Origin of the sequence: Paenibacillus piri, from assembly GCF_004354045.1 — a bacterium.
In the GTDB taxonomy this organism is placed as follows: Bacteria; Bacillota; Bacilli; order Paenibacillales; family NBRC-103111; genus Paenibacillus_S; species Paenibacillus_S piri.
Map to the genome: position 1 here is coordinate 561,727 of NZ_SMRT01000001.1, position 24,767 is coordinate 586,493.

The 24,767-nt window shown below is 52.4% G+C and carries 19 protein-coding genes; 12 read left to right on the top strand and 7 right to left on the bottom strand.

Going from position 1 to position 24,767, the window contains the following annotated elements:
• Positions 1 to 74: 74 nt before the first annotated feature.
• Positions 75 to 1,847: a cache domain-containing sensor histidine kinase gene (locus E1757_RS02430; RefSeq protein ID WP_133225219.1), complete on the bottom strand. Its 1,773-nt coding sequence runs from the start codon at positions 1,845 to 1,847 to the stop codon at positions 75 to 77.
• Between the two features lie 145 nt (positions 1,848 to 1,992).
• Here E1757_RS02430 and E1757_RS02435 point away from each other — a divergent pair, with 145 nt between their 5' ends.
• The 4 genes from E1757_RS02435 (at position 1,993) to E1757_RS02450 (ending at position 6,241) form a co-directional block, all read left to right on the top strand.
• Positions 1,993 to 2,877 carry a carbohydrate ABC transporter permease gene (locus E1757_RS02435; RefSeq protein WP_133225220.1) on the top strand — a complete coding sequence of 295 codons (885 nt, stop codon included), beginning with the start codon at positions 1,993 to 1,995 and terminating at the stop codon, positions 2,875 to 2,877.
• On the top strand, positions 2,877 to 3,713 hold the full coding sequence (locus E1757_RS02440) for a carbohydrate ABC transporter permease (protein ID WP_133225221.1): 837 nt from the start codon (positions 2,877 to 2,879) through the stop codon (positions 3,711 to 3,713). The genes E1757_RS02435 and E1757_RS02440 overlap by 1 nt, the downstream gene beginning before the upstream one ends.
• A 127-nt stretch (positions 3,714 to 3,840) precedes the next feature.
• A complete protein-coding gene (locus tag E1757_RS02445) occupies positions 3,841 to 5,145 on the top strand; it encodes an ABC transporter substrate-binding protein (RefSeq protein ID WP_133225222.1) in 1,305 nt (434 codons plus the stop codon).
• Positions 5,146 to 5,314: 169 nt separating this feature from the next.
• Positions 5,315 to 6,241: an NAD(P)/FAD-dependent oxidoreductase gene (locus E1757_RS02450; protein WP_133225223.1), complete on the top strand. Its 927-nt coding sequence runs from the start codon at positions 5,315 to 5,317 to the stop codon at positions 6,239 to 6,241.
• Positions 6,242 to 6,549: 308 nt separating this feature from the next.
• On the opposite strand, the gene E1757_RS36365 is transcribed toward E1757_RS02450, so the two are convergent.
• Both E1757_RS36365 and E1757_RS02460 read right to left on the bottom strand, forming a co-directional pair.
• Entirely contained in the window at positions 6,550 to 7,707 is a 1,158-nt protein-coding gene (locus tag E1757_RS36365; RefSeq protein ID WP_246078980.1) for a polysaccharide deacetylase family protein, read from the bottom strand.
• Between the two features lie 261 nt (positions 7,708 to 7,968).
• Positions 7,969 to 8,793: a DUF2161 family putative PD-(D/E)XK-type phosphodiesterase gene (locus E1757_RS02460; protein WP_133225224.1), complete on the bottom strand. Its 825-nt coding sequence runs from the start codon at positions 8,791 to 8,793 to the stop codon at positions 7,969 to 7,971.
• Between the two features lie 231 nt (positions 8,794 to 9,024).
• Here E1757_RS02460 and E1757_RS02465 point away from each other — a divergent pair, with 231 nt between their 5' ends.
• On the top strand, positions 9,025 to 10,368 hold the full coding sequence (locus E1757_RS02465; RefSeq protein WP_133225225.1) for a sn-glycerol-1-phosphate dehydrogenase: 1,344 nt from the start codon (positions 9,025 to 9,027) through the stop codon (positions 10,366 to 10,368).
• A 68-nt stretch (positions 10,369 to 10,436) separates the two neighbouring features.
• Here E1757_RS02465 and E1757_RS02470 read toward each other — a convergent pair whose 3' ends face one another.
• The gene (locus E1757_RS02470; protein ID WP_133225226.1) at positions 10,437 to 10,652 is read right to left on the bottom strand and encodes a hypothetical protein; all 216 of its coding nucleotides are present in this window, start codon (positions 10,650 to 10,652) and stop codon (positions 10,437 to 10,439) included.
• Between the two features lie 347 nt (positions 10,653 to 10,999).
• Between E1757_RS02470 and E1757_RS02475 the strand changes: the two genes are divergently transcribed.
• Both E1757_RS02475 and E1757_RS02485 read left to right on the top strand, forming a co-directional pair.
• Complete coding sequence (locus tag E1757_RS02475) at positions 11,000 to 12,895, top strand: PrkA family serine protein kinase (RefSeq protein ID WP_133225227.1); 1,896 nt, start codon at positions 11,000 to 11,002, stop codon at positions 12,893 to 12,895.
• A gap of 709 nt (positions 12,896 to 13,604) precedes the next feature.
• Positions 13,605 to 13,802: a DUF2524 domain-containing protein gene (locus E1757_RS02485; protein WP_133225229.1), complete on the top strand. Its 198-nt coding sequence runs from the start codon at positions 13,605 to 13,607 to the stop codon at positions 13,800 to 13,802.
• A 169-nt stretch (positions 13,803 to 13,971) separates the two neighbouring features.
• On the opposite strand, the gene E1757_RS02490 is transcribed toward E1757_RS02485, so the two are convergent.
• Positions 13,972 to 14,373: a DoxX family protein gene (locus E1757_RS02490; protein ID WP_133225230.1), complete on the bottom strand. Its 402-nt coding sequence runs from the start codon at positions 14,371 to 14,373 to the stop codon at positions 13,972 to 13,974.
• Positions 14,374 to 14,668: 295 nt separating this feature from the next.
• Between E1757_RS02490 and E1757_RS02495 the strand changes: the two genes are divergently transcribed.
• Complete coding sequence (locus E1757_RS02495) at positions 14,669 to 14,815, top strand: hypothetical protein (RefSeq protein WP_181956604.1); 147 nt, start codon at positions 14,669 to 14,671, stop codon at positions 14,813 to 14,815.
• 210 nt (positions 14,816 to 15,025) lie between these two features.
• Here the strand turns inward: E1757_RS02495 and E1757_RS02500 are convergent, their stop codons facing one another.
• Positions 15,026 to 16,582 carry a PAS domain-containing sensor histidine kinase gene (locus E1757_RS02500; RefSeq protein WP_133225231.1) on the bottom strand — a complete coding sequence of 519 codons (1,557 nt, stop codon included), beginning with the start codon at positions 16,580 to 16,582 and terminating at the stop codon, positions 15,026 to 15,028.
• Between the two features lie 445 nt (positions 16,583 to 17,027).
• On the opposite strand from E1757_RS02500, the gene E1757_RS02505 reads away from it, so the two are divergent.
• The 4 genes from E1757_RS02505 to E1757_RS02520 all read left to right on the top strand — a co-directional run bounded on the left by E1757_RS02505 (position 17,028) and on the right by E1757_RS02520 (position 22,863).
• Positions 17,028 to 17,798, top strand: coding sequence for a class I SAM-dependent methyltransferase (locus tag E1757_RS02505; RefSeq protein WP_133225232.1), 771 nt, complete (start codon positions 17,028 to 17,030; stop codon positions 17,796 to 17,798).
• A 282-nt stretch (positions 17,799 to 18,080) separates the two neighbouring features.
• Positions 18,081 to 19,985 carry a DUF2334 domain-containing protein gene (locus tag E1757_RS02510; protein WP_165971921.1) on the top strand — a complete coding sequence of 635 codons (1,905 nt, stop codon included), beginning with the start codon at positions 18,081 to 18,083 and terminating at the stop codon, positions 19,983 to 19,985.
• A 118-nt stretch (positions 19,986 to 20,103) separates the two neighbouring features.
• Entirely contained in the window at positions 20,104 to 20,796 is a 693-nt protein-coding gene (locus tag E1757_RS02515) for a response regulator transcription factor (RefSeq protein WP_133225234.1), read from the top strand.
• 282 nt (positions 20,797 to 21,078) lie between these two features.
• Complete coding sequence (locus tag E1757_RS02520) at positions 21,079 to 22,863, top strand: hypothetical protein (RefSeq protein WP_133225235.1); 1,785 nt, start codon at positions 21,079 to 21,081, stop codon at positions 22,861 to 22,863.
• Positions 22,864 to 22,921: 58 nt separating this feature from the next.
• Here E1757_RS02520 and E1757_RS02525 read toward each other — a convergent pair whose 3' ends face one another.
• Positions 22,922 to 24,685, bottom strand: coding sequence for a PdaC/SigV domain-containing protein (locus E1757_RS02525; protein WP_165971922.1), 1,764 nt, complete (start codon positions 24,683 to 24,685; stop codon positions 22,922 to 22,924).
• Positions 24,686 to 24,767: the final 82 nt, after the last annotated feature.

The following is a 24,767-nucleotide window of genomic DNA, read 5'->3' on the forward strand; positions in this document are numbered from 1 at the left end:
TCCTCAGATTTGGCTTTAGCCAAACCGGCATCGTAAGCATAAACCGTAATGCGAATCGGTTGGCGCAGCAGACGCTAGCCTTCTGCCGGTATGACCAGTGTAACACGGACGCCCGTCGGATCGCATGACTCGAGCTTCATGGTCGCGCCCTGGAAATAAAGCTGCAGCCGCAGATGAACATTGATGATGCCGATGCTTTGCGAGCTCTCGCCGATTTCCCCGGGAGGAAGGCTGACCAGCTTTTGCAGGCGGAGCAGCCTGTCGGGGTCGATCCCTTTGCCGTTATCTTCGACGACGAGCTCCAGGCCGCCGCTTTCCGTGAGCGACCCGGCGATACGCAGCTTGCCTTTTCGTTCCCGCGGATCGAAGCCGTGCTTGAAGTAATTTTCGACTAACGGCTGAAGAATCATTTTCGGGATCAGGATGTCGAGCGTCTGCCGGGATACATGGATGGTCACATCAAGCTCGTTTTCAAACCGCTGCAGCTGCAGCTCCAAATACGATTGGAGATGGTCGATTTCCTGCTTGAGAGGCACCAGCGTTTCGTTCGTATTCATACTGTAGCGCATCATTTTGGCCAAAGATGAAATAAGCGAATAAATTTTCGGCACCTGGTGCTGCAGCGCGAGCGTGCCGATCGATTGCAGCGCATTGTACAGAAAATGCGGGTTGATCTGCGCCTGCAGCGCTTTGAGCTGATTCGTTTTATTGGCGATATCCAGCTTATATTCGCTTTCGATCAAGTTGTTGATCGTCTGCATCATGAGCCGGAAGCGCCGCGCCAAAATGCCGATTTCGTCATTGCTCGTGACCCGGATGTCGACCTGCATATTGCCGCTTTGAATTTTACCGATGTAACCGAGCAAATTTTTGATCGGCGAAGTGAACCGGAATGAAATATACAGCGTTGCGGAAATGACGACGACCATGAACATAATGAAGATTAACGTGTTGATTTTCGTCAAATCGCGCGCACTTTTATACAGATGGTTGTAAGGAATCCGTTTCACGATAGTCCATTCCATGTAGGGTGTGCGCATCCGGTCGTAAATATGAATGCCCGCGAATTGCTCGCTCTTCCATTCAAAGCTGCCCGCAGTGGCCGGCGCCGACAGCAGGTGCCCGACCCAATCCCCTTGCAGCGTATGTCCCCACTCCTGCGGGTTTCCCCCGTAAACGACTTTGCCGTCGTTGTCCAAAATGTACAGCTCTTCCTGCCCCTGCGTATACAATTGCTCGCAAATCGAACGAATGACATCGATGTCGAAATCGATAGACAGACTGCCCAAATTTTCTTGCGTTACGGCATTGAAGATCTTCCGATGCATAGTAATGACAGTTGTGGGGGGAATATAAAACAGGCTTCCGCTTTTGTAGTCATGGCTTGGATGGGTAGGCTCCATCTTCAGCTCGGCGGCGCCCATATCCGGCTGATACTTGGGTCCGGGGCCTTCGTTGCGGTGCGGATTGCCCTGGGCAATCATAAAGGCCCGGTCGCTTTTTCTCATATATAAGTAGGTTTGCTTAATTTCCTTGACGGAGTTGGCGATCGTCTGCAAGCCTCTCACAATTTCATTATTGCTTAAGTAATCGGTATCGCCGTTTTCAATAATGTTGTACAGGTTCGTATCGTTGTAAACCGACAAGGAGTTTTGCTCGATCACCTTCAAGTAGTTCAACATATTCGTCTTGCCCTGGTAGATCAGATTGGAGTTGCTAAGCACCGTTTCACTGGAAACCGACTGTTTTGTAAAGTAATAAGTGATGACAATGGACGTCGAAATAGGAATAATCGTGGCGGCGAGCAGAAATATAATCAGTTTATTGCGGATACTGTTGCGAATCATCACGAATCCTCCCAGCCGAATGGCCTGCATCAACATTGTATCAAGCGACGTCAATAAATTCCACCTGACGGGTCACGAAAATCGGTGTTCGAAACAGGCTCATATTTTTATACTTAATTTAACTTACACAAAGAGGGGAGATTCTATGAAAACCAAAAGCCGTTTCACGAACTGGATACACCAAACGGTTTTCGTTGGCCCTGCGGCGATCTTTTTTGCGCTGATTGTCATTACTCCGTTTCTGCTGAGCATTTATTATTCGTTCACGGAATGGAACGGTGTTACGTCGGACATGAAATGGACCGGTTTCGATAACTTCAGACGAATTTTGTTCACGGACGAAGATTTTCATAAATCGTTTTGGTTTACGACCCGTTTCTCCGTGACGAATGTGCTGCTGGCGAATGTTGTCGGATTTGGGCTGGCGCTGCTGCTGACGCAGAAGCTGAAGTCAAGGAACGTTTTGCGTACCGTATTTTTTCTGCCTAACGTGATCGGCGGGCTGCTGCTCGGATTTATTTGGCAGTTTATTTTTGTCAAAGGCTTTACGGCCATCGGCGAATTGACAGGCATCGCTTTTTTTCAACTGCCGTGGCTCGGCGACGCGCCGACGGCTTTTTGGGCGCTGGTCATCGTCAGCGTGTGGCAAACCGCCGGTTATTTGATGGTCATTTATATTGCCGCGCTGTCCAATGTACCGAAGGATGTGACGGAGGCCGCTACTATTGACGGAGCCAACAGGCTGCAGACGCTTCGACACATAACGCTGCCGTTAATTATGCCGGCGGTGACGGTATGTCTGTTTTTAACGATTTCATGGGCTTTCAAAATGTACGATTTGAACGTGTCGCTGACCCAGGGCGGACCGTTTAATTCGACGCAGTCTGTGGCGCTCAACATTTACGAGGAAGCGTTCCGTAATAACCGTTACGGCCTCGGAACCGCCAAATCGCTGCTGTTTTTCATTGTGGTCGCTTTGATCTCCTCGATCCAGGTATGGGTGACGAAGAGAAAGGAGGTTGAAGTATAATGGAAGTCAAGTCCTCTTACAATTCGCGGGTATTCATAATGGAAATTATCGGCATTTTGCTGGGACTGCTGTTCCTTGTCCCGTTTTATTTCGTCATCGTCAATTCGATGAAAACGTTCGGGGAATTGCTTATTAATTCCGCCGGGCTGCCAAGCTCCTTGAATTTTTCAAACTATGGAAAAGTATGGGAAATTATGAAGTTTCCCAAAGTGTTTTGGAACTCTCTATTGATCACGGTGTTCAGCAATATCGGCCTGGTGGTCATCAGTTCGATGGCGGCTTACCGTCTGGTCCGGTTTCCGACCCGCTTTAATAATTTGCTGTTCATGGCTTTCGTAGCCGCGATGGTCATCCCGTTTCAATCGATCATGATTCCTTTGGTCAGGGTGGCGAGTCAGGTCGGCTTGATGGATAGCATCACCGGTCTCGTCATTTGCTACTTCGGCTTCGGGGTTTCGTTAAATGTGTTCCTGTATCACGGCTTTATCAAGTCCGTGCCTATCGAAATCGAGGAATCCGCAAGAGTCGACGGCTCGTCGCCTTACGGCGTTTTTTGGAGGATCGTGTTTCCGCTTTTGAAACCGATGACGGTCACGATCGTGCTGCTCAACAGCCTGTGGATCTGGAACGATTTCCTGCTGCCGATGCTCATTCTGAACAAGCCGGAGCTGCGGACGATTCCGCTCGCGACATATTCGTTTTTCGGACAATATACGAAGCAGTGGGATCTTGCCCTCGCTGCGCTCGTTCTCGGCGTTCTGCCGATTGTCATCTTTTTCCTGTCGATGCAAAGGCATATTATTGAGGGGATTACGGCAGGCTCTATAAAAGGCTGAACTGACAGCCGGTCAATAAGTTACACCTTTTCGTTCAATATAATGCGTGTTATGCAGCAAATGCTTTCTATACAATGAGAAATGTAAACATGAAAAATGAACCAGATAAAGGGAGGCTCGAAACTATATGAAAAAGATAACGACGATCAGTTTGGCTGCCGTAACGGCTCTGTCGCTGTTGGCCGGATGCGCGAGCAAGGGAGCGGCTCCGAGCGAAACCGGAGGCGCCGGCGCCGGCAATGCCGCCGGAGGCAAAAACGTTACTTTGAAAATGTTTCAGTTTAAAGTGGAAATTGCCGAACCGCTTGCGAAGCTGGCTGCCGAATACGAAAAAGCGAATCCGGGTGTCAAAATTCAGATCGATACGGTAGGCGGCGGTTCCGACTACGGAGCAGCGCTGATGGCGAAATTCAATTCGGGCGATAAGCCTGATATTTTCAACAACGGCGGATTTTCCGACCTGGACAAATGGATCGAGCATCTGGAAGATTTGTCCGATCAGCCGTGGGTAAAAGATATGGTCACGGTCGCGAAAGAGCCTATGACCAAAGACGGCAAGCTGTACGGCCAACCGCTCAATCTGGAAGGCTACGGCTTCCTGTACAATAAAGATTTGTTCGCCCAGGCCGGCATTACCGAGCTGCCGAAAACATTGTCGCAGCTTGATGCGGCCGCCCAGAAGCTGCAGGCAAAAGGCATAACCCCGTTCGTTAACGGTTATGGCGAATGGTGGGTGCTTGGCAACCACTTCGTCAACCTGCCGTTCGCTTATCAGCCTGATTCGAATGCATTCATCGACGGTTTGAATAAAGGATCTGCCAAAATTCCAGGCAATGCCGTGTTCGATAACTGGGTGAAGCTGTTCGATCTGCAGTTGAAATACGGCAACAAAAACCCGCTGCAGACGGATTACAAAACACAGGTAACCGAATTTGCCACAGGCAAAGCGGCGATGACGCAGCAGGGCAACTGGACGCAGCTGCAAATTACGCAAACGAACCCGAATATTAAGGTCGGCTTCCTGCCGATGCCGATCAGCGACGATGCCGCGGCGAACGACAAGCTCCCTGTCGGCGTTCCGAACAACTGGGTCATCAATAAAAATTCGCCGAATAAAGAAGAAGCGAAAAAGTTCTTGAACTGGCTCGTAACATCCGATATCGGTAAAAAGTATATTACGGAACAGTTTAAATTCATCCCTGCGTTCACCACGATTACGGCCGATGAGAGCATCCTGGGTCCGTTAGCCGCCGATATTATGAAGTACAGCAAAGAGAACAAAACGTTAAGCTGGAACTGGTTTAAATTCCCCGGCGGCGAAGCGAGCAGCAAAAAGTTCGCAGCCACGATGCAGGCTTACGTAGCGAAGCAAAAAACGAAGGAGCAAATGCTGGACGAATTCCAAAAAACATGGGAAAGTCTGAAGAAGTAAGCGGAACTAACAAGCCCTTGGCAGATCTCTGCCGAGGGTTTTTCTTCGTCGTCGTCAATCCGAACCGGACGCAGAAAGGGTTTCACCGGAATAGGCGCGATTGGAAAAGGGAAAGCTGAATCCATCAAAAAGCGCCATAAATCGCGGCGCAAAATGGAGGCGGGTCAGCATGACAGCATCGGATTTCGATTGCATTATTATCGGAGGCGGAATTGCCGGGCTGCAGGGAGCGATCCAGCTTGGCCGCTATAAGCACCGTGTTCTGGTGGCGGATAAGGGCTACGGGCGGTCCACGTTATGCAGAAGCTATCATAATGTGCTCGGCTGGCCGGACGGCGTCTCCGGGGAAGAGCTGCGCCGATTGGGCAGGCAGCAGGCCGAGCGGCTGGGCGTTCAATTTATGCAGGGAGAAGTGACTCGCCTTGGCGGAGAAGCGGGGAGCTTTCAAGTTGGGATACAAGGGCAATCCCGTGATTTGACAGCCGGTACGCTGCTGCTGGCGACGGGCTTGCTGGACCGGTTCCCTCCGCTGCCGGGCTTGATCGAATGCTTGGGCATCAGCGTGTACGTATGTCCGGATTGCGACGGATATGAGACAAGCGGACGGCAAACCGTTGTCATAGGCGCGGGCGATGTCGGAGCTTCAATGGCGCTGGCGTTGAATTATTGGACGCATACAATTGTATACGTTAACCATGAGGCGGCTGCAGCTCCGATCAGCAGCAAGCTGCTGGAACGGCTGGCCGATCGGGGTATTGCCTATTTCGATCAACCGATAGTTGAGGTGGTCGCCAAAGGCGACGGAGCGTTCCACGGCGTTCGTTTGGCCAACGGACGGCATATTGCGGGAGAGCGCGGCTTTATCGCCTTCGGAGGCAACGAGGTGCAGTCGTCGCTTGCCGCGCAGTTGAAGATCGAAAGGCTGGAAAACAAGCATATTGTAGCGGATCCGCGCACGAAGATGACAAGCGTGCACGGCGTTTGGGCGGCTGGCGATGTCGGGGTGCACGCCGAGCAGTTGACCATTGCAATGGGGGAAGGCGCGCAGGCGGCGATCTGGATTCATAAAGAGCTGCTGAAGCGGATGAAAGCATAATCCGCCCGGCGAGACTGGCGATAATAGGGGAAAGGGCCTGTAGAATGGCTTCGGGGGGGAGAAGTCATCTCCTGAACCGGTTCCTCTCCTTTAATCGACAGCCTCCCGGCAGGCACCGTTGCAGGCCGGTCCGGCATGGCATACCGGACGAGTTGCAACATAACGGCGTTTCGGAATCTGTTTTCCGCCGTTCATCGGGAGTTTCTTTCGACGTCACCCATTTCGTTATGCGGTTCGAACGACAAAGTGAAAGGCGATCGGAACCCAGCGCTTTTTCGCAGGAATCCGGCCGGTTTGCAGTTGAATCACTATTTTTCGAATCTGGACTTCCATTGCTCCAACGACTCCTCTCCATTGGCAAATATCCGTTTGAGCTTCAGCTTATGCTGGCTAGGAGCGGTCAAGCCTTGCTCGATCGTAAACGCATATTTGAATTGAAGCTCCTGCAGCAGTTGAAGCGTAGCTGCATTCCATTCGCCGTAAGGATAACAGAATACGTCGGCAACCGTTCCCAGGTGCTGCTCGATCTGGGCTTTTGCCTCTGCGATTTCAAATTTTTGATTTTTGACGTTCAGCTTGGGCAGATGGGGATGCGTCATGCCGTGAGGCTGAATATCCCAGCCGGCCTCGTGCATTTCCTTTATTTGCTCCCAGCTCATAAAATAACCGTCATCCACCATTCCCGGAGACATAAACAAGGTGGCGTGAAAACCGAGCTCTTTCAGCAGCGGCATCGCATGCTCGTAATTGTCCATATAGCCATCGTCAAACGTAAGCAGGATCGGCTTATCCGGGCCTTTGTCAATGCCCTCCATCATGTCGGAAAATTGCTTGAGTGTAAGAGGCGTGTAGCCCGCCTTCGACAAATAACGCATTTGCTCTGCGAATTTTTCCGGCGTGATGGTGGCCGGATTGCCGGGATCGACCGTAATGCTGTGATAATTCAATACCGGAATCCGTGCAGGCTTATCCGGTTTAACCGGGGCTGCCGCCGGAGCATTGACAGGCGGCGCGGCGCCGTTTGCCGCCGCGGTGGGCTGCAGGGCCATAGAGGAAGCGTCAGCCTGCAAGGCCGGCTCCGATGACTCCGACGCGGCCGGTCCGGAGGCGGCATTCGTAGCGGAGCCTGCGCGAACCGCAGCTTCGGGAACGGCGAGCATGGCAGGATGTGATGGCACAGCCGAGTATTTGTAAGCGCTTGCTGATTGCGAACCTTCCAGGAGGCGCAGGAACGGAAGCGCCTGTGTCAGCGAAATCGGAGCGTCAGAGCCCGGTATTCGCACGGAGTGAGACCGGCTGCCGCTGTCGGCAGGAGCGGTTGCCGAATCCGCGGCATCCGGCGATTGGGCAAGCGCAGGCAGGATCGAGCAGCCGACCGCCAAGACACAGCAAAGCATACTGAAAAACCAGCGCCGATACAGAAGTGCCAAACGGGCTCTTCCGGCGAATAGCTTGGGACGTTTCATAGGCACAGACTCCTTTTATGGAAAATCTACTACTCTATGCATATCCTGCAATAAAAAAGAATATGTCTGCCGGTTCAGAAGTCTGGTGAAAACTTGCCTGATAGACGAGCGGATCGTGGCTGCGAAAAAAAGCGGGATAAGGACGGTACCAGCGATGATAATCTTGTTGAAGGCGATGACAAAGCATTGTGTGATTGCCATGGTGAAAGGGAAGGCGCCGCCATCGAAAAAATCGATGGACAGCGATGGAATGCAAACGCATTATGACGAAGACTGTGATGGTGGCAATGACGGCATTGACGACGAAGCCGCAGCTGCCGGCGGAAGCTCGTCCACGACATGCGCGTACGTTCGCAGCGCCTCTTCGCCGTGCGGCGTCAAACGGTAAATGCCGCGCTCGACACGCTGGAACCAGCGGTAAACATTTTTTTGCAGCAGACCGGCCGCTCTCGGGTTGCCCGTCAGCTCCTTCAGCCGGCGCGGGCTCAGGGGACCGTGCTGGCGGAGCAAAGAAGCGAGATGGAGCGACTTTTCCCTGTAGGAGGTCATAAGCTTCAGCTTCGAGCTGCCGCCCACGTTGTAATCCGCCCGCCGCTCCTTGAATTCATGGACGATCCGTTCGGCTGCCCGCTTGTTGTGACGGGGCATTACCGCAGGCGCAAGCGCGGGTGCATCGGCCGCAGCGACGGCCGGCGACAGAGAAACAAAGCGATCGGTGATGCCGGGCGGATGGCATTCAAAGAGAACGGCCGGCTTCTTGCGTTTGAAAAACTGTACGGTGATCATGCCGATCCCGAGCATCTGGCAAAGCTTACGCAGCTCGGGCCAGCTGGCTCCGTGCGGGGCGCGGCCCTTATTGGGCAGCTCGAAGGCGACGTATACGCGGCGGGTGAGCCGCAGCCGGTCGATACCTTGCAGAAGCAGCGGGATGGAGAAGTTTTTTTTCAATTCGACGATAACGGGCGGCTCTTCGCCGCGAATGGCGACCAGATCGCAGTGGTGTACTTCGCCTCTAACCTGGTAGCCAACCTGCTCGAAATACGATTTGACCGGCGCGTACAGCTCTGTCTCGGTTTTAATCGCCACAGTCGCTCGTCTCCTTTAATCATCGGGTTGATGGATTTGAGTAAATTAATGTAATTATAGCATAAGTTTGATAGTATTAGTTTAGAAGTTGCCAGCACGTTCCCGGGCATCCCGGGCAGCATCAGCAATGGCTCCCGATCTGCATGGCGGACGGGCTGTTCTTGTTCAGAATGATTGTTATCGCATCGCGAATGCCGGAGGACTGACATTAACTACTGGAGGCTATTTTACATGTTATCTATCGAACAAGCGGGTCAAATCGATCCATGGCTGGGACAAACCTTGCCATGTGCTTGCGGGAAGACGCATTCGGTGTCGATACGCAAGGCAGTTATTGAGCGAGGCGCGTTAGCCGAGCTGCCGCGGTACGCGCAGGAGCGGGACTACCGCGATTTGCTGCTGGTGGCGGACCGGCGCACGCTGGAGGTCGCCGGCCGGGAGCTGCTGCAGCTGTGCGAAGCGGCGGGGCTGAAGGCGGATCTGTGCGTGCTCACGGACGACGAGCACGGGGAAATCGCCGCCGACGAGCGCGTCATCGTGCAGCTGCTGCTGAAGGTGACGCCGCCGGTGCAAGCCATCGTGGCCGTCGGCTCGGGCACGATCCACGACGTCGTCCGTTTCGTAGCTCATAAAACGGACCGCGCGTTTTTCTCCGTGCCGACAGCCCCGTCGGTCGACGGCTTCGCCTCCGTAGGCGCGCCTCTCATTGTCGGCGGCTTCAAGCAGACGATTCCGGCATGCGCGCCGGAAGCTATTTTCGCCGACTTGACGCTGCTTGCCAAGTCGCCGAGACCGATGATCGCCGCCGGATTCGGCGATATGCTGGGCAAGTACACGTCGCTTGCCGACTGGCAGCTCGGCCGCGTGCTGTTCGACGAGCCGTACTGCGAGCTTGCTGTCGAGATGACGCGGCAGGGGCTCGCGCTGTGCGTCGATAACGCCGAGGAGATCGCCGCAGGCAGCGAGCTCGGGATGCGCAAGCTGATGGAGGGCCTGACGCTGTCCGGCATCTCCATGCTGCTTGTCGGCCATTCCCGGCCGGCTTCCGGCGGGGAGCATCATCTCTCCCATTATTGGGAGATGAGATTCATTCAAGAGCGGCGCCGGGCGCTGCTGCACGGCGCCAAGGTCGGCGCGGCGGCCGTCAAGATGGCCGAGCTGTACGAGGCGGTGGCTGCGCTGTCGCCGGAAGCGGCTGCCGCGGCGATCGCGGCCCGGCAGGCCAGCGGCGATGTTTTGACGCCTGCGCGGATGCGCGAGCAAATCCGCGCAGGCTACGGCAGCATCGCCGATCAGGTGCTGGCCGAAAACGGCCTGAGCGGCGATGCCGGCGCTGCAGAGCCGCAGGAGCTGCAGGAGCTGCCGCAGCGCATAATCGAGCGCTGGGACGCCGTCCGCGCCGTATGCGGCAGCGTACCGCCGCCTGCGCAGCTGGCTGAGGCTTTGCGCCGCGTAGGCGGCCCGACGACGGCAGCCGAGCTCGGCGTCGAGCCCGAGCTGCTGCAGGACAGCCTGAGGTACGCGATGTACGTGCGCAACCGTTATACGATCATACGCCTGCATCAATGGCTTTAGCAGCCGACGGTGCGAACAGCCCCCGGTTACCGGCTTCCTCGCGGAAGACGATAATCGGGGGCTGTTTCTTATGCAGCTCCGCTGCGGATCGGCACATTCCCGGCGGGAGCGCCGCAGCTTCGCAGGAGGAGGTACGGGGCATCTAATCGCGGATCGCCCGCCTTCGAAAGCTGCGCTGTCCGGACCACATGCGGCAGCGCATCAACGCGACGGCGATCCGCTCCTGCCATGCGGCAGCGCATCAACGTGACGGCGACCCGCCCTGCCATACGGCAGCGCATCAACGTGACGGCGACCCGCCCCTGCCATGCGGCAGCGCATCAACGCGACGGCGACCCGCCTTGCCATGCGGCAGCGCATCAACGCGACGGCGACCCGCCCCTTGCAGCGGTCGCATAGCCCAAGCAAGCGCTGATTCGTTGAGCGGGCATTTCTACATATATTTGCTATGCCAGAGGTAGCTACTATCCACCGTATAGTTTTGTAAAATGTGGCGGCGGTCGCGTGCAACCGACAATTTTATCTAAAATTTCCGGGCAAGTTATCCCTCCAACTTGCATAGGATTTATTACACTTCAATTCTTTTTATGTTGTCATCGCAAATGCACTGTACGGAGGAGGAGGTTGACTCATGGACATATTCAAGAAAATATCGGATTACCGCGCAGAAACCGACAGATTGGCGTGGACGGGAACCTTTGCCCAATATATTACAATGGTTCACAAAAACCCTGACCTGGCGATGACCGCTCACAGCAGAGTATATCGTATGATCGCTTCTCAGGGCATAATGGAGGATAACGGCAGACGCAAGTACCATTTTTTTGAACAGGAAATATTCGGGTTGGACTCGGCGATCGAAAAGCTTGTCGAAGAATACTTTCATTCCGCAGCGAGACGTCTCGACGTCCGTAAGCGTATCCTCCTTCTTATGGGTCCGGTCAGTGGAGGCAAATCGACCATCGTGACCTTGCTGAAACGGGGCTTGGAGCAGTTTTCGCGGACTGATCAGGGGGCCGTATACGCGATCAAGGGATGCCCCATGCACGAAGAGCCTTTGCACTTAATTCCGCTGGAGCTGCGTCCGGAAGTCGAGCGGGAGCTTGGGGTGAAGATTGAAGGCAACTTATGTCCTTCGTGCCAAATGAGGCTCAAAACGGAATATAGCGGGCGAATCGAGGATGTGCGAATAGAGCGGGTGCTCATTTCCGAAGATACTCGGACAGGGATCGGGACGTTCAGCCCGTCCGATCCGAAGTCGCAGGATATTGCCGATTTGACGGGCAGCATCGACTTTTCCACGATTACCGAGTTTGGCTCCGAATCGGACCCGCGCGCTTACCGGTTTGACGGCGAATTGAATAAAGCGAACCGCGGCATAATGGAGTTTCAGGAGATGCTGAAATGCGATGAGAAATTTTTATGGAACCTGCTGTCCTTAACGCAGGAGGGCAATTTCAAAGCGGGCCGCTTCGCCTTGATTTCAGCGGATGAGCTGATCATTGCCCATACGAACGAATCGGAGTATAAAGCGTTTATTGCCAATAAAAAAAATGAAGCGCTGCAATCGCGGATGATTGTCATGCCGATTCCTTACAACCTGAGGGTGTCGGAGGAGGAAAAAATTTATACGAAGCTCATTAGGCAGAGCGATATGGCGCATGTTCATATTGCACCGCATTCGCTGCGGGCGGCGGCGATTTTCTCGATTTTGACCCGGCTCAAGGAATCGAAAAAGCAGGGCATGGATCTGGTCAAAAAAATGCGCATGTACGATGGAGAGGAAGTCGAAGGCTACAAGGAAGCCGATTTGAAGGAAATGCAAAGCGAATATTTGGAGGAGGGCATGTCGGGCATCGACCCGCGTTATGTGATAAACCGGATTTCAAGCGCGCTCATCCGGCAGGGGCTTGAATTCATTAATGCTCTGGATGTGCTGCGCGCGTTAAAAGACGGGCTGGATCAGCATCCGTCCATCACGAAGGAGGAGCGGGAGCGGTATTTGAACTTCATTTCGGTCGCGCGCAAGGAGTACGATGAACTGGCTAAAAAAGAGGTGCAAAAGGCGTTCGTTTATTCATTCGAGGAATCCGCGAAAACGCTGTTCAACAATTATCTCGACAATATTGAATCGTACTGCAACTGGGGGAAGGTGAAGGACCCGATGACCGGGGAGGAGATGGACCCGGACGAACGGCTGATGCGATCGATCGAGGAGCAGATCGGCATATCCGAAAATGCCAAAAAAGCGTTCCGCGAAGAAATCTTGATCCGGCTGTCCTCGTATTCGCGCAAAGGCCATCGCTTTAGCTACAGCAGCCACGAGCGGCTCCGCGAAGCGATAGAGAAAAAGCTGTTTGCCGACTTGAAGGATGTCGTAAAAATTACGACCTCGACCAAAACGCCGGACGGCAACCAGTTGAAACGGATTAATGAGGTTATTAAACGGCTTGTCGAGGAGCACGGCTATACAACGGCTTCGGCGAATGAGCTGCTTCGTTACGTAGGCAGTCTGCTGAATCGATAATATACCGGGTATACGCCCATTTTACCGGCTAGGCACTCACCCTTTAGGCGAACGCACATATATTTTAGTAAGATCGCCATTTTAACGAACAAAAGGGAGAGTACCGATGCACAACCAACTTGAAGAACAACATGGTAAATTAGCCGGTGCGGGTTCGCAAGCCGAAACGAACAGACCTCCTCATGGCGGGCCGCACGGAGGAGGTTCTCATGGACATCACGGGCCCCAAGGCGAGCATGGGTTCCAGGGACAACACGGGTTTCAAGGCCAGCATGGGTTTCATGGTCATCATGAGTTTCATGGCGGCTTGAATCCGATCGTTCCGATTATCGCATTGACGCCTTTCCTGGCTCAGCCATATTATCAGCCGTATCCATACCCATATCCATATCCATATCCATATCCGTATCCGTATCCATATTCTCCGTATGATCAACCGTACAGCCCGGACTATGCCTACTAACCAAAACGGTAAGCGTAACGGATGAAGCCGGCCAAAAAACCAGTCAGCGACACGAAAACCGTGTTCGGCTGGTTTTTATTTTGCCTTAAGATATCCGGAGTATGTTCACGAATCGTCCATAATGTGCATTGACCGGCATCGGCAGCGTTGATCGTATGCGGCGTCGGCCGATTTCTGAAGTTCGCGCATAAAAAACGGGATAACCCTCATAATAGGGGAGAATACCGAACGAATGGAGGATGGATCATGCTCGATAATCTTGAAAGTAATTACAATTGCGCCAATGCGGGGGCCGATCTTCACCGGCTAAAACAGGAACTGTCCGAGCTTCGCGGACAAGGCGCGGAACATCAGGAAGCGCAGGCAACGATCAACCGGATCGAGAACCAGATCTCGTTCATTTTGAACAAATGCGACATCAATCATTCATCCGCATCCGACTGATGCTCCAAACTGTTGCGTCCGTCGCAGGTGAATAGGCAGATGATTAAAAAACTCGCCCTCCGTCTTGCTTCGAAAGCAAGCGCGAGGGCGAGTTCATTTCTTGGTTTGGCTTCGCACAACCTTGACAAACGCGCTCGTCTCTTAAGAACGGCGAAGCCGATTATCCTTGTCAAACGGGTGCGTGCAGCTTCGCCTGGCCGAGTGGAGCCGCTTTTTGTCTCTTATGGTGATAAATATAGGATCCGGCAATCAGTCCAAACCCGATAAGGAGAAATATCCATCCGATTACCGGGTCGCCCACGGCTATGCTCGAATACATGGCGCCTGCCAGATCGTATGCAAGACCGGCGTAAGCCCACTCCTTGATGCGCGGAAAGCCGGGAACGAGTATCGCAATGACGCCCAATAATTTGGCAACACCGAGAAAGGGGAGGAGATAAGCGGGATAGCCGAGATGGTCGAACAAGGCAACTGCGTCAGGTACCGACAAAATGTTGGGGATAGTTCCCACTCCCATCATTACTGCCACCAATCCGGTAAAAATCCAGTACAAAACATTCACTTTTTTCATAATAATTCATCCCATCCTTTTTTAAAATGATTGTAAGAGCGTTTCGCTCCGCTTACATGGCAGCCAATTGTTTTTCAAGAAGGTCAAGCGTTGATTTGGCGCCTTCGATAGCTCCGTATTCTTTTACCACTTTTTCAAGTTCGCTGCATTGCCTGTTGACATAATCTCATTCCTCCGTTTGTTTGGTTGTGATTCATTTGTTGTTTTTAATATACCCCTAAGGGAATATTCCTGTCAAGGAATATTTGAAAAAAAATTTACCCGCTGCCGGAGACAGTCGATTAAAAGGTTTTTTTTGAAAAATGGGAAGTATGCCGCGGTCATCACGCCATCCAAGGATGCGGTCAGCTCCGAATGCAAGTGGATTAAAATTCGCGAAGGGCAATCGCCTGATTATGATATGTTGGCGAAGCTTCTCACCCAGGCGTCCGGTCCGCTTTAATTCGACCGGCTTGCCGATTACTTGGCGAAAGCACCTTATAATCCGTGTATCTATGGGGACAGAAACGGCAGCGGGGGCCTTTGCTCATTCAAGCAAAAGCCCCCGCTCGCGTAGTCTATAAAACGTGTTCACCAACAAGAACGAGCTGCCGCGGAAGCGGCCTCTTTCTGACAAACGCACCCGTCATCGAGTCGACGGGTGCGTAAATGTTTATCCCTGGTTATCATGCTCCGGAGCGGTCGGTAAAATAATTTCTACGGTCGTTCCTCTATTGACCACGCTGCGGATTTGCATCCGGCCGCCGTGGTTTTCGATAATTTTGAAGGTGACCATAAGGCCGAGTCCCGTCCCTTTTTCTTTCGTCGTATAGAAAGGCTCGCCCAACCGGGGAATGCGGTCCTCGGGAATACCGCAACCTTCGTCCGTAAAACGGACCATGATGTAATGGTCACCCGCCCGCAGCAGTTCCATCCGGATCGTGCCGCCCTCCTGCATCGACTCTATCGAATTATTTAATATATTTATAAATACTTGTTTGATTTGGTTTTCGTCACAATTAATTTTCGGCAGGCTATCCTCCGTACGGGTTATCAGCTCGACGTTGTGGATCATAGCCTGGGAGCCGAGCAGCGCGACCGTGTTTTGCAAAATGTGAAGCGCGTCCTTCGCCTGGTAGCTGACCGATTGCGGCTTGGCGATAACGAGAAACTCGCTCACAATAAAATTGATCCGTTCGAGCTCGTCCTTCATAATTTCGAAATACGAATCGTAGCCTGTTACCTTGGTCCGCATTAACTGTACAAAGCCTTTCAATGAGGTTAACGGATTGCGTATTTCATGGGCGACTCCGGCGGCAAGCTGACCGACGATCGACAGCTTTTCCGAACGGATCAGCATTTCCTCGGCCCGCTTCCGTTCGCTGATATCTTTGCCGATCATATATACGCCATTCAACTGGCCGTTAACGACAATCGGCACATTTAAAATGCTCAGCTCCACCGCCCCGCCGTTTTTATGCCTGAACGTCACTTCATAGTGTCGCGTTTGACCGTTCAACGTATCATCGAAATATTCATGCCAGTGTTCCAAATGCTCGGGCACGATCAGATGGCTGATCGATTTATGGAGCAGTTCTTCCTCCATGTAGCCCGTCATTGAAAAAAGAGCCGGATTGGCGCTGGTGCAGTAGCCGTTTCTGTCGAACGAAATAATCGGGTCGGGATTATGCCGGAACAACGACTTATAGCGCTGTTCGCTTTGTTCAAGCTGCTTCTCCGCCTTCTTCTTTTCATAAATCGCCTGGATCATGGCGTAGGAACGGGCGAATCGGCTGTCTTCCTCCTGCGCCAGGATCGATTCGAAAATATCGTCCTGAAACTCGTCGGGATCGCTGCTTTTATCGAGCTTTTTCAGCTCGCCCAGCATGTTCATGACGTTGACGATATGATCTTTATGAATTCTTGCGGCCGATGCCGCTTTGGACAGAGTTTCGTTTTCGGGCTGCAGCGTAACAAGGCCTTTTTTGACGTCATAGGCGGCGACATGATTCATGTTGACGACATTCATTTGGTCGATTAACCGGTAGCCTTCCTCGTACATCCATTCTTCAAAGCCTTCGAGCGACGCCGCCCAGTAATATTTATCGTTAACGGTATGAATGATGTATTCTTTTTCTTTCACGGACTCGATTTTTACGACTTCGTCCGAATGGAGAATGATAATATCGGAGCCCTTTTTTCCATCTCTTGTGACTGGAATTTTTTGCATTGAGAAATGATCACCTGCCTACCTTGCTTCGATTCATAATTGAACTCCGTGTTAATGAAAACGAACAGCCGCGCATATAAGCCAGGCAGTGTAATCCGATGACAGGTCAAATGAGAGAGGGTTTGTTAGTGCATAGCTTCGACTGGCGAGCGGGCTTTGGTCGATGTCATGAAGTATGGTGAATCGTTTATAATTATAGAATAGTGAGTCCATTATATCGTTTGAGGAATTCATAAGTAAATGAAATCTTTTAAATTTGTTACGGATTGATTACTGCGATAAACGCGAAACGGTTAACAATCGCGGAAATAGCGTGAGGTTGACAATCTTATAGTTATTTTCTATTAAGAATATTGGTTTTATATATTTAATAAATGAATAGATCGGCTTCATAATAGGCTGTAGAGGAATAATTTTAACCGAATTTAAAAAGGAGCTGACGTGTATGAGTGAGTCCGATAATCAACAATGGAACGCCGGATTGTACGACAGCAAGATCGGATATGTATCGCGTTTGGGCAAAGGGGTTGTCGAGCTGCTTGCGCCGCAGCCGGGCGAACGCATTCTCGATCTGGGCTGCGGCACCGGCGATCTGACGAATGAATTGGTCCGTCTTGGAGTGCGCTGCACAGGAATGGATCATTCTCCGGATATGGTGGATAAGGCGCGCCTGAAATACCCGGAAATCCCGTTCCTCGCCGGCGACGGTCACTCGTTCCGCGTGGAGGAGCCGTTCGACGCGGTGTTCTCCAACGCCGCGCTGCACTGGATGAAGCAGCCGGAACGCGTGATCGAATCCGTCCGGCTGGCGCTTCGTAACGGCGGACGATTCGTCGCCGAATTCGGCGGCAACGGCAACATCGGGCGCATTTATGAGGCCATCGCGGCGGTTTTGGCCGATTTCGGGATCGATGCGGCGGATCGCAATCCGTGGTATTTTCCGAGCGTAAGCGAATACAGCGGCCTGCTGGAGCGGCATGGCTTCGAGGTTCGCTGGATGGAGCTGTACGATCGTCCGACGGAGCTGGACGACGGGATCAACGGGCTCGGGCATTGGCTGGAGGCGTTTGCCGGCATGTTTTTTGCCGGGTTCGGCGAGGAGCGGAAGCGCGAGGCGTATGCCCGCTGCGGCAAGCTGTTGGAAGCGGAGCTGTATAACGGCAACTATTGGACGGCCGATTACCGGCGGCTCCGTTTTATGGCGGTGAAGCTATAGAGACGCAGGTCAAAGGTAGCGGCCGGCGACCGCCGACGATTGAAAGAAACAAGCGCCGTTTGGCGCTTGTTCCATTTGCGGATAAGAAACGAAAAACGCGGCGATTCCTGCTGTAAACGGACATGGCGGCAGACTTTCGGGAAGCGGGTTTTATTTTTGTAAAAATGATGTCCGGTTTGCGAATAATCTGTTACAATCATTGTAAGAACAAGGGATGTAAGCGTTTTACCTATTATGGAATTCGATCATTTTTTGGCAGCCAAGAGGGGAGCTCATCATAACGTGACACGACTACTCAAATCAAAATGGAGCAAATTTGTTTTATCCGTGCTGGTCATCTGCAGCCTGTTCACCGCCTACCGAATTATTACCGTTGAGGGTGAGACGAGCAATCCGCGCTTCGTGCTGATGCGGCTTGAGGATATCGGTCCGGGCGGGCAGTACGCCACCCTGGAACAGCTCGGCAAGCTCCGGACGGTGCTGGAATATTTGCGGGAACAGCATGTTAATTATCATTTGGCGGTCATTCCCCGGTGGATTGACATTACCGCAGACGGCACCCGTTATGATGTTGCGCTCGACCAACCGGACAGCGCCTATGCGGAAGCTTACCGCAAGCTGCTCAGGCAAGCCGTCCAGAACGGAGCGACGCTTGGCATGCATGGCTATACCCATCAGGTAGGCAATATAAGGCGCGATGACGGGCATCAGGAATCCGGTATCGGCAATGAATTTAACGAGCCGGGCGAAGATGGGACGTTGACGTCTTCGTTTGCCGAACCCCGCCTGAAGGAAGGACTCGCCATTTTCCAAAATGCCGGGCTTCGTCCCCGATTTTGGGAAGCGCCTCATTACCGCTCCACCCCCGAGCAGGATGAGCTGTTCCGCAATTATTTCGGACTTCATTATCAGGCCGATGTGCAGACCAACCGCAACTCGCCGGTCGCCCAGTACAGGACTGAACGCAATACCGGCTACGGACAGCCATCGCTTGGAGCGGCGTATGTCCCGACACCGTTTGACTACATTCCATACAATAAAGATGAGAAGCTGATTACCGAGCGCGTAGGCAAGACGAATCACATCGGCTCTTTTTTCTATCATCCTTTTCTAGAGTTTAAGCAGTTGATTCCCGTTAAGGACAAAGACGGCGAACCGGTTATACGAGACGGGCTGCCCGAGTTCCGTTATCCGGATCAGGATAAAAGCCTGCTGCAAAAGCTGGTCAAATCATTGAAAGCAAAAGGCTATGCGTTTTACTCCATTCAAGATTACGTTCCGTTCACGCCGGCGCAGAGCCTGCGCATCCATACGGCGGGCCAGCAGGAAAAGCTGATGATCGGAGATGTAACCGGGAACGGGCAAAGCGATCTGGTCGTCTGGGATACGAAAACCGGCACGATCAGCGTAACGGCAGGCAGTTTCACCGGCATGCGCAACGAACCGCAGGGCTCGCCGGTTATATGGGCCCGCATCCCCTATGCCAATGGGGCGGTCGCCGCTTTGGATCCGGGACATGCCGCCGGCAGAAAAGGATTGTGGGTGCTGGCCCCGAACGGCAAGCTGGAGCTGTACGAATCGGACGGCGAACGGTTTTTGCTGAAGAAGTCGTGGAAGACTGCGCCGCACAGCTGCTCGAACTTGTACGTGCTTCCGCAAAGCGGCGGGGATACCGTGCTGGCCGGCTTGTCGGAAGACCGCAAGAGCTTGTACGGCTACGTTGTAAGCAAGGACGATTTGAAGCCGGCCCGGCCTTACAGGTTCAAAAGCGAGCTGACCGGAGGTATGCAGGTCCGGACATTGGACGAAGGAACCCAAGCGTTATTTTATGCACGGTCCGGCGCGGTCAGCGGAATTGAGCTGAATCTGGATAAAGCGGCGATGGCTTGGAAAATGAAGAAAACGGAGCTGAACATTCCGAGCGAGGACGGCGAGATCCGGTTCGGCGATTTTAACGGAGACGGCAAAGAAGATATTGTACGCTGGAACAGCACTTTGAAACGGTTCACGGTCTATTTGCGTAAAGAAGATAACAATTATGAGCTGCTTTCGGTGTTCGGCCCGTGGGGCAAACCGGGCTCCAAATTGATCATCGCCGACTTGGACGGCAACGGCAAGAGCGATCTGGCGCTGATTGACCGTCAAGGGGGATACATCGATACCGCGCTTTCGTTTGAAAGCAATTAACGGCATCCGGCGGCGGCCGTACAAACATCTTGACCGCAGGCCGTCCTTTGACTATTCTTGAATTAATGGTCGAATGAACTCGAATCTCATGACAGAGCAATGGTGGTGAATGCTTTTTATGACGGGACAAACTGTTTTGGTCATTGAGGATGACCCGGAAATACGGGATGTGATCCGGCTGTATCTGGAAAAAAATCAATATACGGTCGCTTTGGCCGACCGCGGCGATCAGGCGCTTCCGATGGTGCGGACCGTACATCCCGACCTGATCATCCTCGATGTGCTTCTGCCCGGAAAAGACGGTTTTGAAGTGTGCAAAGAAATCCGTCAGGAAACGTCGGTGCCGGTTTTGTTTTTGAGCTGCAAGAAAGAGGAGCAGGATAAAATTACGGGTCTCAGTCTCGGCGGGGACGATTACATTACGAAGCCGTTCAGTCCGAACGAGCTGATTGCGCGTGTTCAGGCGAATTTGAGAAGACCGTATTTTTCCAACAGGGAAACTTCAGTAACCAAGCTGGAATTCGGCGAACTGCATATTGATCTGCTCAGCCGGACGGTGAAAGTGAGCGGGAACGAAATTTTCCTTTCGAAAAAAGAATTTGATTTGCTGAAGTTTTTAGCTGGCCGGCCGGGACAAACCTTTACCCATGAAAATTTGTTCCGGGAAATATGGGGACAAGAAAGCTTCAACGATACCCGCACCATAATTGTCCATGTCAGCAACCTGCGTAAAAAAATCGAACGCGACCCGTCCAACCCGCAATATATCATTAATGTGCACGGAGTCGGTTACAAATTCATACTCTCTTGAGACGATGTAGAGCAATCGTTCCGATAAAACGCATGCCCCTATCCGTAATATTGCACCCCTGCGAGCTGACATTGGAATCCCTTACCGGGGAAGCCTTCATCGGAAACCGATGAGCTTGTAGGGGTGTATTTTGCTCGATGGGACGTAGCGGCGTCAGCGTTTGTTTTTGGATTTTAACCGCTATACCGGGTTCATTCCGGAAACCAGGCAGGTATTTTTGCCTTATACGCGGAATATATACATCATGAAGCAAGCATCAACCATAGGCTGGAGGGAGATCGTGTGTCGTATTTTTACGGGTCGGATTCACCGGAAATTCAGAACCCTTTTAAAAAAGAAGGCTTGCTCTACTCGATAAACGGGCTGTTCATTCTTATCGCCGGTATCGTGTGCCTGTTTAATTTGCGCAGTCAAATCGTAGCCAACGGGGCGGCGATCGGCTGGATTAATGCGATCATTTGCTTTTTGTTAATCGGCGCCGGGTTAGCGTATTTGAGCAGCGGGCTTTTGAAAACGTTCCGGTTTTACGTAGGCAGGGGAATTCCCGGCAATCTTGCGCCGAACGCGGCCCAAAATGAAGGCATCTCGCATATGGGACGCTATGTGTACAATTCCGCGAATTTGGAGCAAATGCTGATGGGAAGGATCAATCCTACGTTTGTGGAGCCGCAAACCTTCTTTGACCGGATGGTTTTCAGTTTCTTTCCGAAAATTATTTTTTTACCGTATGCCATGCGCAACTATGTGCATTTGCTCGTTAAAAAAAGCGCTTATTCACTCATCGTCGTCACGATTTATATGCTGTGCCTGCTGTCCGGCTCGCTGGGCTTAACGCATATTACCCAATCCGGGTTTTCCGGCTGGATCGGACTTTTATTGATGGCGGCGCTCTTTTTCATCTGGGTAAATAACAAAATATCCGCTAAAGGCGTGCTCAAGACAAAAATCGAATCGCTCAGTCTGGGCGGCTTCGCCATCATGACGATCGTGGCCGTGCTCATCCCGGCAATCGGCGAAATCGTATTAAGGCAGGGCGGAATTACGATACCCGACGTTCCGTTTCATCCGGCATTTTACATTACCGTGACGTATTTATTGATGGTTCTTACGTTGGTCGGCGGCGTCATGCTGGCGCTGAATCGGGCCAATATGTTGAATCCGTTGACGGAAGTGTCGGAATTTCGCGGGCATTGGCAGGAAAATGTGCATCCGAAAGATATTTTTCGCAGCTTTGATTTGGAAATGTCCGACCTGCGCTATAAAGAAATACCGAATCGCGTATACCGCGAGATGAACCCGAACCTGAATTTGGAAGGCAGCTATGACAAAGGCAGCTTCAAGGGAGACGCGATTCAGGAAACCCAGCCGATCCCGATCGAGCTGAAGCTTCCCGATACGATGGTCAAGCTCAGGTGGGCATTAGCCATATTCGGCCATCTGCTTGTTTTTATCGCCGCCGTGCTGCTTTTGACCGCAAGCTTTAGTCTGCCGGCCGACCTCACTGTCGGATACATCGCCAAGACGGCGTATACACCGCTTGTTTGTTGGATTTTTGGCAGCATTGCCATTAATATCGCTCATATGTACTGGGCTGAAATGAATTTCAAGAGCTTTTTGATCCATTTTTACGGCGAAGGGACGTATACGGAATCGACGGTGTCCGTAGGGATGGCGTTTACCGATTCCACGAGAAGCGAAAACCGGATCGTCCGCTCGTCGTTCACTCCCTGGATTATTGCCTCGGAAATAACTTCAAGCACATTGGCCGGCACCGGATCGAACAATCTGGAGGGCGCGCGATATGTGATGGATATGAAAAAATCGGATCCGATTATGGAGTACCTGATCAAGGGGATTCGCAGCTTTTTGGACGGACGGAAAATTATTGCCGATACGGTGTCGGAAGGCGACATGGATGCGGTTAAAAACTTGTACGCCATGAATCAGGCTTCGCCGGCCGGCGCGGTCAGCGGGATCAGCATCCATACGAAGGAAGCTGCGGATGAGGAAGAGAAGAAGAAAAAGCTGAATTCTGGTCCGGTGCCTCCCAAAGAAATACAAGGCTGAATGGAAAAAGCTCCTTCACACTTTTATGATGTGGAGGAGCTTTTTGCAATACGGCGAACTATTGAATGCCGATGATTCCGGCTTCGGTTATAACCGATGCCTTCAGTACCCGGCTGAAGAAATCGAGCGGCACGTACATAATTCCGTCTTCTTTAATGACCGGCGCTTGACCTAACGAAAAAGGAGCCATTTTATTGTAGATGTAGGCGTCTTTGCCGGTTTGCAGGCTCGTCCATTGGGCTCCTTTGCTAATTTCCGCGGATTGTGTCTCTCCGTTCCACTTGACGTTCCAGCCTAGTCGTTCAGCGATCGCGCGCAGCGGCGCCAGCGTCATTCCGCTGTCATTGATATAGATGGCGGCATCGCCGACAGACAGCTCCGAACCGCTTACGACGAGACGGGACGGAGAAGCCGGCCTGGATGGTTGGCTAAACGGAATGCGGAATTCAGGCGTACCCGCTGCGTATGGAGCGATCTCGTAAGCGCCGAATACGATGACCGCAGCTCCCTTTTCCACATAAAACGATTGGGTATCCGATATTCCTTTAAATCCGTCCTTGAAATATTTGTCCGGATGCTTGGCGATTTCTTGGCGAATCTGCTCGTTGACGGTTTCCTTATAGCCGTCGCCGAACAAATTTTTCAATTGTACGCTTTTGGCCTCGGCTTCATCCAATACCGTATACGTATTGACCCGCGGCATGCCGTGGGCGCCGCCGGTGTACACCCCGGTTACGATTTTGACCGATACGAGGTTGGCGTTGGCGCCGCCGCCGTCGGCTTTCACCTCGTACATGACGTCCAACGTGTACGGTCTCATTTTCTGCCCGGCCTCTTGAGCGGCGGCCGCACCTTCTTGTGCCTGCGTCTTCAAACTTTCCATGTCCTTCATTGCGCCGCTTTCAATGATATCGTTCAGCTGTGCCTGGTACTTACTGTCCTTCAAACCTTCGAATACCGGGATATTCATGTTGACGGCAACAAGTCCGTCCTCATTTTTAACGGTCTTGGTCGAAATTTTTACACCGGTTTGCGCAGTGCCGGAGCCGGTCGCCAACGGAATGCGAAATTCCGGATTGCCGGATGAGCCAGGGGCGATTTCGTATTTTTGAAACACGATGACCGCCGCCTCTTTTTCCATATAAAACGATTGCGTGTCGGAAATGCCTTTAAAGCCTTCGTCCCCTTTGAAATAACGGTCCGGTTGCTTGGCGATTTCTTGGCGGATGCGCTCATTGATCGTATCCTTGTAGCCGCTGCCGAACAATTCGTTCAGTTCCGCCTGCTTCGCCTGCGTCTTGTTCAGCGCATTATACGTATCGACCCGGGGCATGCCGTTGGCTCCGCCTGTGAAGGTGTAGGTATCTACTTTAATTGAAACGATATTGGCAGCGGATGCGCTGCCGTCCGCCGTTACCTCGTATTTGATGCTGAGCGTATGCGGTCTATGCTCAAAGCCGGCTTCTTTCGCTTTTGCGGCTGCATCGGCGGCTTCTTTCTTGAGGTTGTCCAGATCCTCCATCGCCCGGCCGGCGATTTGATCGTTAAGCTTCGTTTGGTAGGCTTTATCCAGCATCCCTCCGATAACGGGATAAGTAATGTCGGCTTCAAAGTCGGCTGTTTGTTCTTTTACCGTTTTGCCGGCAACTTGAATCCCCTGCTGTTGATTGATCGGGGCGGATATCGGAACGGGTACGCCCGCCGAGGGGGCGGAAACAGGCGGCAGCGCGTCGGCGTAGGAGATGGGAGCGGCGGCAGTCAGCAGACAGCAGCCTGTGATCGTTAAAGTGAGCATTTTGAACGGATTGAACGGATTTTTCATCTTATTGCCTCCTTGATGTGATGATATCCCAAGTATAAATGAACACTGCCTGCTGTTGGTTACAAACGTATTACAAGTGATC